The following is a 12,771-nucleotide window of genomic DNA, read 5'->3' on the forward strand; positions in this document are numbered from 1 at the left end:
CACCAGCCACACCAGCCAGTGCACACCGGGGAGCGACCTGTGGACCACGACGTGTACGACGGTGACGTGTTCGACGGTGACGTGTACGACGGCGGCGAGGTGTCCGGCGTGTACAACGGCATGGCGGCCACCAGGCTGGTCGGTGTGGCCTGGCAGAAGAGCCGGCACAGCAACTCGCAGGGTTCCTGCGTGGAGTTCGCGCGGCTGCCCGGAGGGGAGGTCGCCGTGCGCAACTCACGCTTCCCCGACGGTCCCGCACTCGTCTACACGCGTGCGGAGATCGAGGCGATGCTGCTGGGTGCGAAGGACGGCGAGTTCGACCACCTGATCGCCGGCTGACCGGCGGCCGGGGCGCGGCCCGGGCCCACCACGGCCGTGAGGCTGTGCGGGGCCGTGCGGCTTCCCGGAGTCATGCGGCTTCCCCGCGCCGTGAGGCATTCCAGGACCGTGACCGCGCGCTGCGCCCCGGCCCGGCGCTCGACGCGCGTAGAACCGCGGCGCGACAAGAGAACGCCCGGCGTCAGTCGGCGGGGTGCGGGCATGCGCCCGCACGCTGAAGACGGAACAGCGCCCAGACCACCTTCCCGCCGAGCCCGCCGGCCATCGGGTGCCAGCCCCAGCCGTCGCTGAAGGAGTCGACGAGGAACAGGCCCCGGCCCGACTCGGCGGAGAAGTCGTCGGTCTCCCGGGTGACCGGGCTCTCCTCGCTCGGATCCCGCACCGCGCACACCAGCCGCTCGGTCCACCGCATCAGGTGCAGCCGCACCGGCGGGTCCTGTCCGGGCAGCCGCGGGGCGTTCGCCGGGAGGGCGTGCCGCAGCGCGTTGGTGACCAGTTCGGAGACGACCAGGCACACATCGTCGAACCGCTCGCTCAGATCCCACTGGTCCAGGGTTCCGCGGGTGAACCGCCTGGCGTCGCCCACCGCTTCGTACCGGGCGGGAAGGGCGCAGGAGGCGGCGTCGGACACGGCCGCGGGGTCCAGCGGCGGAAGGCCCTGCCGTAACGGCTCGAGCATGGTCGATCCATTCGTCCCCATGCGAGGCACTCCCGGAAATTCGCGTGCTGGCGAGGCGGCGGTGGTGCGGGGACCATGGTTTCGGATGCGTACAGCAGATGCAAGGGCAGATGCACGTGCAGCTGACCGAAATGGGCTTGCCCGTACCGGTTGTTGGTTAATTTTTCCGTCATCTTCACCTCCTCTTCTGGCTGAGGCGCGACCCCCTCGGTGTTCGTTCCCGACCGGTTTGCTTGGCTGGATTCCGTTTCTGTAACCGGACGAGTACTGCTCGGAGTGTTTTAGTGGCAGACTGCGGGCCCTGCGGATGTTGGGGAGGCTGGCGAACGTGAGCGCGGGAGAGCCGGGATCGGTGGTGCGGCGCATGCTGCTCGGATCACAACTCAGGCGACTGCGTGAGGCACGGGGAATCACGCGCGAGGCGGCGGGTTACTCGATCCGCGCCTCCGAATCGAAGATCAGCCGGATGGAGCTGGGCCGGGTGAGCTTCAAGACCAGGGACGTGGAGGACCTGCTGACGCTGTACGGCATCACGGACGAGCAGGAGCGCGCCTCGCTGCTGTCGCTCGCCCGGGAGGCGAATGTCGCGGGCTGGTGGCACAGTTACTCGGACGTCCTGCCGAGCTGGTTCCCCACCTATGTCGGCCTGGAGGGCGCGGCCTCCCTGATCCGGGCGTACGAGGTGCAGTTCGTGCACGGTCTGCTGCAGACCGAGGAGTACGCCCGTGCGGTGGTGCGGCGCGGCATGAAGGGCGCCTGCGAGGCGGACGTGGAGCGCCGGGTGGCGCTGCGGCTGGAGCGGCAGAAGTGCCTGGTGGCGGAGAACGCCCCCGAATTCCACATCGTGCTCGACGAGGCAGCCCTGCGCCGCCCCTACGGCGACCGCCAGGTGATGCGCGGCCAGCTCCAGCACCTGATCGAGATCTCCGAGCGGCCCAATGTGCGCCTGCAGGTGATGCCGTTCAGCTTCGGCGGGCACTCCGGCGAGTCCGGTGCGTTCACCATCCTCAGCTTCCCCGAGTCCGATCTGTCGGACGTCGTCTACCTGGAGCAGCTCACCAGCGCCCTGTATCTGGACAAGGCCGAGGACGTGGCCCAGTACGAGAAGGCGCTCAAGGAGCTCCAGCAGGACAGCCCCGGTCCCTCGGAGAGCCGGGACCTTCTCCGAGGTCTCCTTCAACTCTCCTGAAACACAAGTACGATGACGCTCGATCAGGCTTTGAGCAGAGGTTGATCGGACCGTGACTGATCTGGGTTCTGCTTCGGCAGCAGGGGATTGAGGGATCACATGTCGTCGTACTTCACCGACCTGGCGCAGCAGTACATCGACGGTGAGTGGCGTCCGGGCAGCGGCTCCTGGGACATCATCGACTTCAACCCGTACGACGACGAGAAGCTGGCGTCGATCACCATCGCCACGGCCGACGAGATCGACCAGGCGTACCGGGCGGCCGCCCGGGCGCAGAAGCCGTGGGCCGGCACCAACCCGTACGCGCGCCGGGCGGTGTTCGAGAAGGCCCTCGGACTCATCGAGGAGCGGGAGGAGGAGATAACCGAGGCGATCATCGCCGAGCTGGGCGGCACCCGCCTGAAGGCGGGCTTCGAGATCCACCTGGCCAAGGAGTTCCTGCGCGAGGCGGTCAATCTGGCGCTGGCGCCCGAGGGCCGGATCATCCCCTCGCCCGCCGACGGCAAGGAGAACCGCCTCTACCGGGTCCCGGTCGGCGTGGTCGGTGTGATCAGCCCCTTCAACTTCCCCTTCTTCCTCTCCATCAAGTCGGTCGCCCCGGCGCTCGCCCTCGGCAACGCCGTGGTGCTCAAGCCGCACCAGAACACCCCGGTCGTCGGCGGCACCCTGATCGCGAAGATCTTCGAGGACGCCGGGCTGCCGGCCGGACTGCTGAACGTCGTCGTCACCGACATCGCCGAGATCGGCGACGCCTTCATCGAGCACCCGGTCCCCAAGGTCATCTCCTTCACCGGCTCCGACCGGGTCGGCCGCCATGTGGCCACGGTCTGCGCCGCCGGCTTCAAGCGCTCGGTGCTCGAGCTGGGCGGCAACAGCGCCCTGGTGGTGCTCGACGACGCCGACGTCGACTACGCGGTGGACGCGGCGGTCTTCAGCCGCTACGTGCACCAGGGGCAGGTCTGCATGGCCGCCAACCGGATCCTGGTCGACCGGTCGGTGGCCGGGGAGTTCACCGAGAAGTTCGTCGCCAAGGTGCGGTCCCTGAAGGCGGGTGACCCGCGCGACCCGGAGACGGTGATCGGCCCGGTGATCAACTCCTCGCAGGCGGACGCCGTCTGCGCCGCCGTCGAGCAGGCCCTCGCCGAGGGCGCCACGGCACTGGTGCGCGGCGGCCGGCGGGACAACCTCCTCGAGCCGGTCGTCCTCGGCGACGTACCGGCCGGCTCCGACCTGCTGCGGCAGGAGGTGTTCGGACCGGTGGCCTTCCTGGTGCCGTTCGACGGCGAGGAGGAGGCCGTCCGCATCGTCAACGACACTCCGTACGGCCTGAGCGGTGCGGTGCACACCGGGGACATCGAGCGGGGCGTGGCCTTCGCCAGGCGGATCGAGACCGGGATGTTCCATGTGAACGACGGCACCGTCCACGACGAGCCGATCGTCCCCTTCGGCGGCGAGAAGCACTCGGGGCTGGGCCGCCTCAACGGCGAGGGCACGCTGGAGGCGTTCACCACCCTGAAGTGGATCTCCGTCCAGCACGGCAGGAGCCGCTTCCCCTTCTAGAGCCGGCGGCTGGAGCCGGCGCGCACCCTCGTTCGGACGCCCGGGCCCTTGCGGACAGAAGCTGACCGCAAGGGCCCGTACCGTCGTCGGTGTCAGGCAAGCCCAGGGGCGACGCCCCCATCCGAACGAAAGGCGGCCGGTCATGGTCACTCACGTTCCCGCCACGGCACCGGGCGACGAGCGGGGAGCGCTGCTGGCGTTCCTGGCCGAGCAGCGCGACGACCTGCGCCGGACGGTGCTCGGACTCACCCACGAGCAGGCCACGTCCCGCCCCTCCGCGAGCGAGCTGTCCCTCGCCGGGCTGATCAAGCATGTCGCCGAGGTCGAGCAGGGGTGGGTCGCCCGCGCCAGGGGTGAGCAGCCGGCCGTGGCCCGCGACGAGTCGAACTGGGACGAGTGCTTCCGCCTGGTCGGCGACGAGACCGTCGAGGAGCAGCTCGCGTACTACGAGAAGGTGGCGGCGGAGACCGAGTCGTTCATCCGCTCGGTGCCCGGCCTGGACGACACCTTCGCCCTGCCGGACCAGCCCTGGTTCCCGCCCGAGGGACGGGTGTCGATGCGCTGGCTGTGTCTGCACCTGATCCGCGAGACCGCCCGGCACGCCGGTCACGCCGACATCATCCGCGAGTCGCTGGACGGGAGGACCGCCTTCGAGCTGGTGGCCATGGAGCGGGACACGGACCGGGGCTGATCCGCCCGGGTCCTACGCTGGCCCCATGTCAGCGATCCGTCTTCTCGTGCTGGGCGCGGTGCGCCAGCACGGGCGGGCCCACGGCTACCAGGTGCGCAACGACCTGGAGTACTGGGGCGCGCACGAGTGGTCCAACGCCAAGCCGGGCTCGATCTACCACGCCCTGAAGCAGATGGCGAAGCAGGGCCTGCTGCACGCGCACGAGGTCGCCCCGTCCACGGCCGGCGGGCCTCCCCGCACCGAGTACGAGATCACCGAGCAGGGCACCGAGGAGTACTTCCGGCTGCTGCGCGCGTCGCTGACGTCCTACGACCAGAAGCCGGACGTGCTCTCCGCCGCCCTCGGCTTCATGGTCGACCTCGAACGCGCGGAGGCCCTTGCCCTGCTGGAGGAGCGGGTGCGGGCGATCGAGGAGTGGCGCACGTCGGTCACCGAGTACTACGTCCCGGAGGACGGGCCGGCACAGCTCGGGCACATCGGCGAGATCATGGACTTCTGGATCCACTCGGCCGACGCCGGCGCCGCCTGGACCCGCGGTCTGATCGAGCGGATCCGCGGCGGCGCCTACACCTTCGCCGGTGAGGGCGAGCCCTTCGTCGGTGTCCTGTCCGAGGGCGAGGAGAACCCCTACGCGACGGACGAGCGCCATCCGGACGACGAGCGCTGACACCCGGCCGGTGGGATCAGGGGCCCGGCCGGAGCCCCGGCCGGGCCCCCGCGAGCGGGACGCGGCCGGTCAGTGGTGGAACGCCGTGGCCGTGGCCCTGTCCTCGGTGAGGGGCCGTGGCTGGGCGCGGAGTTGTGGCAGGAGGCGGGTCAGGTCGGCCTCGAAGAGGTCGGCAAGGTCCTCGGAGAAGCCGTTGCGGCACACCAGGCGCAGCACCGACAGGTCCTGTCGGTTCGCGGGGAAGGTGTAGGCGGGCACCAGCCAGCCGTTCTCGCGCATCCGCCGGGCCACGTCGAAGACGTCGTAGGAGGTGACGCCGTCGGCGGTGGTGAAGGCGAGCACCGGGAGCTGGTCGCCCCTGGTCAGCAGCCGGAAGTCGCCCATCGCCTCGATGCGTCCGGCGAGTGACTGAGCGACGTCCCGGGAGGCCTGCTGCACGGCCTTGAAGCCCCGCCGGCCCAGCCGCAGGAAGGTGTAGTACTGGGCGGCCACCTGGGCGCCCGGGCGGGAGAAGTTCAGCGCGAAGGTCGGCATGTCGCCGCCCAGGTAGTTCACCCGGAACACCAGCTCCTCGGGCAGCGCCTCCGAGCTGCGCCACAGCGCCCAGCCGACACCGGGGTAGACCAGCCCGTACTTGTGCCCCGAGGTGTTGATCGACGCCACCCGCGGCAGCCGGAAGTCCCACACCAGGTCCTCGTCGAGGAACGGCGCGATCATCGCGCCGGACGCCCCGTCGACATGCACCGGGATGTCGAGCCCGGTGCGCTCCTGCAGCGCGTCCAGTGCCGCGCACAGTTCGGCGATCGGCTCGTAGGAGCCGTCGAAGGTGGAGCCCAGGATGCCGACGACGCCGATGGTGTTCTCGTCGCACAGCTCGGCGGCGGCCTGCGGGTCCAGGTGGAACCGCTCGCCCTCCATCGGCACCTGACGGGCCTCCACCTCCCAGAAGTTGCAGAACTTCTCCCAGCAGACCTGCACATTGATGCCCATGACGAGGTTGGGACGGGCGTCCCTGGACGGGTAGCGGTCGGCGTTGCGCAGCGCCCAGCGGCGTTTGAGCGCCATCCCGGCGAGCATGCACGCCTCGCTGGAGCCGGTGGTCGAACAGCCCACGGCCGCCGACGGGTCGGGCGCGTGCCACAGGTCGGCGAGCATCGCCACGCAGCGCCGCTCCAGCTCGGCGGTGCGCGGGTACTCGTCCTTGTCGATCATGTTCTTGTCCCGGCACTCCATCATCAGCGCCCCGGCCTCCGGCTCCATCCAGGTGGTGACGAAGGTGGCCAGGTTCAGCCGGGCGTTGCCGTCCAGCATCAGCTCGTCGTGGACCAGCTGATACGCCGTCGAGGGCGCCATGGGGTGCTCGGGCAGCCGGTGCTTGGGCGGCGCCCCGGTCATGCCGCCCACCGGGTTGGCGGCCCCCAGGAAGGGATTGACGGACAGGGGACGCTCGTGGCCCTTCGGGCCCTGGCTGAGCGGCATGGGTCCTCCTAGGTCTGCCGGAATGCGGGGTGGGATCGGTGAGGGGAGGCAGGAAAGACAGGGGAGTCAGGGAAGTCAGGGGAGACAGGCGGAGACAGAAGAGACAGAAGAGATAGAAGAGGCAGGGGAGACGGGGGCGGCCGGGCGGACGTCGGCACGGTCAGCGCACCGCCCGTCCGTCCGGACCGAGCTGCATCTGCGGGCGCCCGGTCACCAGCAGCCAGGCCGGCAGCGAGGCGAGCACCAGCAGCGTGATCACGCCGGGCGAGGTGACCAGCACGGCGGCGACGAAGAGGCTCAGCCAGCCCTGCCGGGTGATGGCGAGCAGCATCCCGAGCACCGCCGCCGCCACCCCCACCGCCACATGCACCTCGGGCACCAGGGCGTGGGCGCACAGCCCGAGCGCGGTGCCGGCGAACACGGCGGGGAAGATCCGCCCGCCGCGGAAGCCGCAGGAGGCGGCGACCAGCATGGCCGCCACCTTCACCACCGCCATCACCGCGAACTCGCCCGCCGACCAGCCCCCGGGGTCGTGCCCCAGTTCGGTCATCTCGTCGAGCCCCTTGAAGAGGGTCAGATGCCCGCCGAGCGCCGCCAGGCCGCCCAGCACCAGGCCGCCCGCGGGGAGCATCAGCATCGGGTGCCGCAGCCGCCGGAAGGCGGCGTGCACGTGGGGGAAGGCGTATACGGCGCCCATGCCGAGCAGCGCGCCCGCCAGGGCGACGGTCACGGCGGCGAGCAGATCGGTCCAGCCCGGGTGGCCGAACGGGGGCAGGCCCAGGTCGAAGACGGGCTGGGCCACCAGGGTGACGGTGATCGCCCCGGCCGCCGCGGCGAGCAGCGGAGCGAAGAGGCTGTCCCACAGCTGCCCCTTGATCCGCTGCCCGGCCAGCGCCTCGGAGATGATCAGCGCCGCGGCCACCGGCGTGCCGAACAGCGCCCCGATGGTCGCCGCCTCCGCCAGCGCCACCCAGCCCTTCTCCGGCGCCCCGGGGAAGGCCCTCGTGCCGAGCCGGACCGCCAGTGAGACGTTCACCGCGATGACCGGGTTCTCCGGGCCCAGGCTCGGGCCGCCCGCCAGCATCAGACCGGTGGCCAGCACCAGCCCCGGCAGCACCACCGGCGGCAGCACGGGCGCGTCGAGCCCTGTCGTCGCCGGGTCGGGACCGGCGTGCCCGGGCGCCTTCCACACCACCAGGCCCACCGCGACGGCCGTGGCGAACAGCACCGTGCACATCCACAGCACGGAGTACCTGCCGACCCCGATCGCATCCGGCAGGTCCCGCCACAGCAGATGCTCCAGCTGCTCGGCCGCCGCCTCGACGCCCAGCAGCACCAGGCTCGCCGCGATGCCGACGAGCAGGGCGGGGACGATGGTGGGCAGCAGCGCGAGCGCCGGGGCGGTGGAGGGCTCCTGCTGCGCGCTGTGCTGGATCACCCGCTCACGATAAGCGGACGAAGAGGGCATTTCGGGCGTGGCACAGCCGGTGTGACCCGCGGGGGCACCGGTGTGACCCCCGCGGGCGGAAACGGGCTTGCACCTCACGCGGCGTGAGGACTCATCGTGAAGTGCGTACCGAGAAGGGAGCGGAAGTGAGCTACTCCGTCGGACAGGTGGCCGGCTTCGCCGGAGTCACGGTGCGCACCCTGCACCACTACGACGACATCGGCCTGCTCGTCCCCAGCGAGCGCAGCCCTGCGGGGCACCGGCGTTACAGCGACGCCGACCTCGACCGGCTGCAGCAGATCCTGTTCTACCGGGAGCTCGGCTTCCCGCTCGAGGAGGTCGCCGCCCTGCTCGACGACCCGGACGCGGACCCGCGCGCGCACCTGCGCCGCCAGCACGAACTGCTGACCGCCCGGATCGAGAAGCTGCGGAAGATGGCGGCGGCCGTGGAGCAGGCCATGGAGGCACGCACGATGGGAATCAACCTCACGCCCGAGGAGAAGTTCGAGGTCTTCGGGGACTTCGACCCCGATCAGCACGAGGAGGAGGCGCGCGAGCGCTGGGGCGACACCGACGCCTACCGCCAGTCACAGCGGAAGGCCGCCTCCTACACCAAGGAGGACTGGCAGCGGATCCAGGCGGAGAGCGACGAGCTCACCCGGCGCTTCGTCGCCCTGATGGAGGCCGGTGAGCCGGCCGACTCCGAGGCGGCGATGGACGCCGCCGAGGACCACCGCCAGGGCATCTGCCGCAACCACTACGAGTGCAGCCACGAGATGCACACCTGCCTGGGCGAGATGTTCGTCGACGACGAGCGCTTCACGCGGAACATCGACAAGGCCAGGCCCGGCCTGGCCCGTTACCTGCGCGACGCGATCCTCGCCAACGCCGCCCGGCACGCCGCGTGATCCCTGGCCCGGGGCTCACTCCCGGGCCAGGACCACCGCCGTCCCGTAGGCGCACACCTCGGTGCCGACGTCGGCGGCCTCCGTCACATCGAAGCGGAAGGCCAGCACGCCGTTGGCGCCGCGTGCGCGTGCCTGCTCCACCAGGCGTTCCATGGCCTGGTTGCGGGTCTCCACCAGCGTCTTGGTGAGCCCCTTGAGCTCGCCGCCGACCAGGGACTTCAGTCCCGCGCCGATCTGGCTGCCGACGTGCCGGGAGCGCACGGTCAGCCCGAACACCTCACCCACGACCTGCTGCACGCGGTAGCCGGGCACGTCGTTGGTGGTCACCACCAGGACGTCGGCCCCGGGGCCCTGTCCACCGCCGTATTCTTCGATGCCCATGGACACCAGGTTTGCCCATGGCGTGTCCCGGTGCATCCTGGGTACGCCCATGGAACCCGGGCCGGGGCGCCATGGCGTGTCCCGGTGCATCCTGGGTACGCCCATGGAACCCGGGCCGGGGCGGCTGCGTTGGTAGTTTGAGCAGCCAGCCTTGCCCACGTCCCTCAAGCAGCAGGAGCCACAGCCCCGTGACGACCCTTGCGCTCGGCCCCGAGTGGCTGAGCCCGGACTACCTGATCTCGACCTTCAGCCTTCCCGGCATCCTGCTGATCGTCTTCGCGGAGTCCGGACTCTTCGCCTTCCTGCCCGGTGACTCCCTGCTGTTCACGGCCGGACTCTTCGTGGCCGAGGGCAACTACATCAGCCAGCCGCTGTGGCTGGTCTGCACGCTCATCGTGATCGCCGCCGTCCTCGGCGACCAGGTGGGCTACACGATCGGCAAGTTCTTCGGGCCGAGGATCTTCAACCGGCCGAACTCCAAGCTCTTCAAACAGGAGAACCTGGAGAAGGCCCACGACTTCATGGAGAAGTACGGCCCGAAGGCCATCGTCCTGGCCCGCTTCGTGCCCATCGTGCGCACCTTCGCCCCGATCGTGGCCGGAGCCGGCCGCATGAGGTACCGCACCTTCCTCACCTACAACGTGATCGGCGGCATCGCCTGGGGCACGGGCGTCACCTGCGCCGGCTACTGGCTCGGCCAGATCACCTTCATCAAGACCAACATCGAGGCGATCCTGGTCCTGATCGTCTTCCTCTCGGTGGTCCCGATCATCGTCGAGTACCTCCGGGAGCGCGGGAAGAAGAAGCGCGCCGCCGAGGCCGGGCCCGCGCAGCAGCCGCAGCCCCAGCAGCAGCACTCGCAGTACCCGGTGCGGGACGAGCCCACCACTCAGCTCCGCCGCATCGACCCGCACCAGCCGTACGACGCCCAGCAGCCGTACCACCCGCAGCACCAGCCCTACGGCGACGCCCAGCAGCCCCCGTACGACCCGCAGCGCACGTACGACCCGCGCCTGTAGCCCGTCGGGACAGGAGCTGGAGCCGGTCCCGGACAGGAAGCCCGGAGCCGGCCGCGGACGGGCCTCAGAAGCCGCGTGTCCGTTTGGCCGCGCGGCGCTTCTCCGCGGACCCGATCCGCAGGTGCATCCGGGAGATCTCGGACCCGAGGTTCACCCCGATCGCGATGGCCATCGCCAGGGCCACCGCCTGCGAGAGGTACACCAGCCCGGTGTTGACCTCGTTCTGCGCGATCGCCAGCAGCCCGAAGTACGTGGCGGAACCCGGGAGCAGCGGCCCGATCGCCGCCGTGGTGTAGGGCAGCGCGGAGGCGAACCGGTACCGCGACAGCAGCTGGCCGAACAAGCCGACCACCCCGGCCGCCGCGGCCGTGGAGGCGACCGGGGAGATGTCGCCGGCGTAGCGCATCGCCCCGTACACCACCCAGGCGATTCCGCCGTTGAGGGTCACCATCAGCACGGTGTGCCGCTCCTGCTGCAGCAGCACCGCGAACGTCAGCGACAGCAGCATCGAGGCGAGGATCTGCACCACCGGCCGCTCGGAGAGCACCAGCGCCTCGTCCGGGTTGAGCTTGGCGCCCAGCTGGACGCCGAAGTAGAGCACCACCAGCACGCCGGCGACGATGCCCACGAAGAAGTACAGGACCTCCAGCAGACGCGCCGAGGCGGTGATGTAGAAGCCGGTCAGACCGTCCTGCACGCCCGCCACCAGCGCTCGCCCGGGCAGCAGCGCGAACAGCCCACCGGTGATCACCGCGGACGCCTTCACATCCGCGTGCGCCAGCGTCAGCGCCACGCCGATCGCCGCGGGCGGCATCGCGGCCACCGTGAACTGGTAGAACTCCGGCAGCCCCCGGCCCGCGCACAGCCACGCCAGCCGGTCGCCGAGCATCGCGCCGATCGCGGCGGCGACGAACACCAGGGGGCCGCCGCCCACCAGCAGCGAGGCCGCGCCCGCAAGCCCGCCGCTGGCCACCGTCAGCACCCACTTGGGGTACGGGTGCCGGTTGCGGCGGATCTCCGCCAGCCGCCGGTAGGCCTCCTCCAGCGTGATGTGCGTCTCGTCGTCGCTGAGGTCGTCCACCAGCTGGTACACGGCCGCCAGCCGGGTGTAGTCGGTGCCCCGGCGGCGCACCGTGCGGGAGGCGGTCACCGGGTCGTCGACCAGCGACGGCTGGTAGGAGATGGACAGCAGGGTGAAGGTGACGTTCGGTTCGCAGCGGTCCAGGCCGTAGGAGCGGCACACGGCGAACATCGCCGCCTCCACGTCCTCGGCGCCCTCGCCGCCCGCGAGCAGCAGCTCGCCGATACGCAGCGTCAGGTCGAGCACGCGCGGGACGGCGGGGCCGCCCTCCTCCGGCTTCGGCGCCGACTTCTCCGGCGCCGGACGCTCGGCCACCGGCATGCGCAGCATGGTGCGCATGCGGTCCTGCCAGGGCACGTCCGGGGTGATGCTGACGACCGGTGTCCCGCCGGGCGGTGTGAAGGCGGGCGGGGCGTGCCGGGCACTGTAGGTCTTCGGCGGGCTGAACGCCGAACTCTCCGCCTCGGCGGGCTGCGGCGAGGACACCTCCAGGCCGTCCGGGATCGCGAACTCGCTGGTCGTCTCGGACTCGCCGGAGTCGTTCCTGGGCACTCTCAGCCCCTCGGGAACGGCGAACTCCGAGGTGATCTCCGATTCGCTCTCCGCCGGCGACGGCAGTCCCGCGGGAGGGGTGAAGGCACTCCTCGCCTCGTCCGACTGCGGCTTGCGGTCCTCCGCGTCCGTCACCTGCGCTGCGCTCCCTGTGCGACTCGGGTCGGTCTGCCTGTTCTCGTTGAGGCCCCTGCCCCGTCAAGCCTCAGTATGCGCACGCACAGCGGAACGGGCCGCACGCATGTGGCGTACGGCCCGTTCGCGGTTCGCTGCCGCGGGGAGCCTCAGTGGTGGCCGCCCTGCTCCTTGAAACGCTTGTAGGACCGCTCGATCTCGGCCTCGGCGTCGGCGCGGCCGACCCAGTTGGCGCCCTCCACCGACTTGCCGGGCTCCAGGTCCTTGTAGACCTCGAAGAAGTGCTGGATCTCCAGGCGGTCGAACTCCGACACGTGGTGGATGTCCCGCAGGTGCTCCACGCGCGGGTCCGTCGCCGGGACGCACAGCAGCTTGTCGTCGCCACCGGCCTCGTCCGTCATACGGAACATGCCGATCGCGCGGCACTTGATCAGGCAGCCCGGGAAGGTCGGCTCGTCCAGGATGACCAGCGCGTCCAGCGGGTCGCCGTCCTCGCCGAGGGTGTTCTCGACGAAGCCGTAGTCGGTCGGGTAGGCGGTCGAGGTGAAGAGTCGACGGTCCAGGCGGATCCGACCCGTCTCGTGGTCCACCTCGTACTTGTTCCGCGAACCCTTCGGGATCTCGATCGTGACGTCGAACTCCAC

13 protein-coding genes are annotated in these 12,771 nt (G+C 70.6%); 7 read left to right on the forward strand and 6 right to left on the reverse strand.

Annotated elements, in window-relative coordinates:
* Positions 1-120 precede the first annotated feature (120 nt).
* Entirely contained in the window at positions 121-339 is a 219-nt protein-coding gene (locus HCJ93_RS10515) for a DUF397 domain-containing protein (RefSeq protein WP_167993493.1), read from the forward strand.
* A 181-nt stretch (positions 340-520) separates the two neighbouring features.
* Here HCJ93_RS10515 and HCJ93_RS10520 read toward each other — a convergent pair whose 3' ends face one another.
* Positions 521-1,039: an ATP-binding protein gene (locus tag HCJ93_RS10520; RefSeq protein WP_240967536.1), complete on the reverse strand. Its 519-nt coding sequence runs from the start codon at positions 1,037-1,039 to the stop codon at positions 521-523.
* Positions 1,040-1,325: 286 nt separating this feature from the next.
* On the opposite strand from HCJ93_RS10520, the gene HCJ93_RS10525 reads away from it, so the two are divergent.
* The 4 genes from HCJ93_RS10525 to HCJ93_RS10540 all read left to right on the forward strand — a co-directional run bounded on the left by HCJ93_RS10525 (position 1,326) and on the right by HCJ93_RS10540 (position 5,125).
* Positions 1,326-2,207, forward strand: coding sequence for a Sco1979 family transcriptional regulator (locus tag HCJ93_RS10525; RefSeq protein WP_507201368.1), 882 nt, complete (start codon positions 1,326-1,328; stop codon positions 2,205-2,207).
* Between the two features lie 99 nt (positions 2,208-2,306).
* Positions 2,307-3,767 carry an aldehyde dehydrogenase family protein gene (locus HCJ93_RS10530; protein ID WP_167993397.1) on the forward strand — a complete coding sequence of 487 codons (1,461 nt, stop codon included), beginning with the start codon at positions 2,307-2,309 and terminating at the stop codon, positions 3,765-3,767.
* Positions 3,768-3,909: 142 nt separating this feature from the next.
* On the forward strand, positions 3,910-4,458 hold the full coding sequence (locus HCJ93_RS10535; RefSeq protein WP_167993399.1) for a DinB family protein: 549 nt from the start codon (positions 3,910-3,912) through the stop codon (positions 4,456-4,458).
* Between the two features lie 25 nt (positions 4,459-4,483).
* Positions 4,484-5,125, forward strand: coding sequence for a PadR family transcriptional regulator (locus HCJ93_RS10540; RefSeq protein WP_167993401.1), 642 nt, complete (start codon positions 4,484-4,486; stop codon positions 5,123-5,125).
* A 69-nt stretch (positions 5,126-5,194) separates the two neighbouring features.
* Here HCJ93_RS10540 and gad read toward each other — a convergent pair whose 3' ends face one another.
* Together gad and HCJ93_RS10550 are read right to left on the reverse strand one after the other, a co-directional pair.
* Positions 5,195-6,604, reverse strand: coding sequence for a glutamate decarboxylase (gene gad, locus HCJ93_RS10545; protein ID WP_167993403.1), 1,410 nt, complete (start codon positions 6,602-6,604; stop codon positions 5,195-5,197).
* 160 nt (positions 6,605-6,764) lie between these two features.
* Positions 6,765-8,072 carry an ion channel protein gene (locus HCJ93_RS10550; RefSeq protein WP_167993405.1) on the reverse strand — a complete coding sequence of 436 codons (1,308 nt, stop codon included), beginning with the start codon at positions 8,070-8,072 and terminating at the stop codon, positions 6,765-6,767.
* 125 nt (positions 8,073-8,197) lie between these two features.
* Here HCJ93_RS10550 and HCJ93_RS10555 point away from each other — a divergent pair, with 125 nt between their 5' ends.
* Positions 8,198-8,959 carry a MerR family transcriptional regulator gene (locus HCJ93_RS10555; protein ID WP_167993407.1) on the forward strand — a complete coding sequence of 254 codons (762 nt, stop codon included), beginning with the start codon at positions 8,198-8,200 and terminating at the stop codon, positions 8,957-8,959.
* Positions 8,960-8,974: 15 nt separating this feature from the next.
* Here the strand turns inward: HCJ93_RS10555 and HCJ93_RS10560 are convergent, their stop codons facing one another.
* Positions 8,975-9,340: a YbjQ family protein gene (locus tag HCJ93_RS10560; RefSeq protein WP_167993409.1), complete on the reverse strand. Its 366-nt coding sequence runs from the start codon at positions 9,338-9,340 to the stop codon at positions 8,975-8,977.
* A gap of 188 nt (positions 9,341-9,528) precedes the next feature.
* Here HCJ93_RS10560 and HCJ93_RS10565 point away from each other — a divergent pair, with 188 nt between their 5' ends.
* Complete coding sequence (locus HCJ93_RS10565) at positions 9,529-10,359, forward strand: DedA family protein (RefSeq protein ID WP_167993410.1); 831 nt, start codon at positions 9,529-9,531, stop codon at positions 10,357-10,359.
* Positions 10,360-10,423: 64 nt separating this feature from the next.
* Here the strand turns inward: HCJ93_RS10565 and HCJ93_RS10570 are convergent, their stop codons facing one another.
* Both HCJ93_RS10570 and HCJ93_RS10575 read right to left on the reverse strand, forming a co-directional pair.
* Positions 10,424-12,127 carry a threonine/serine exporter family protein gene (locus HCJ93_RS10570; protein WP_167993412.1) on the reverse strand — a complete coding sequence of 568 codons (1,704 nt, stop codon included), beginning with the start codon at positions 12,125-12,127 and terminating at the stop codon, positions 10,424-10,426.
* Between the two features lie 149 nt (positions 12,128-12,276).
* The gene (locus HCJ93_RS10575; protein ID WP_167993498.1) at positions 12,277-12,771 is read right to left on the reverse strand and encodes an inorganic diphosphatase; all 495 of its coding nucleotides are present in this window, start codon (positions 12,769-12,771) and stop codon (positions 12,277-12,279) included.

The sequence above is a fragment of the Streptomyces composti genome (assembly GCF_012034205.1).
GTDB lineage: Bacteria > Actinomycetota > Actinomycetes > Streptomycetales > Streptomycetaceae > Streptomyces > Streptomyces composti.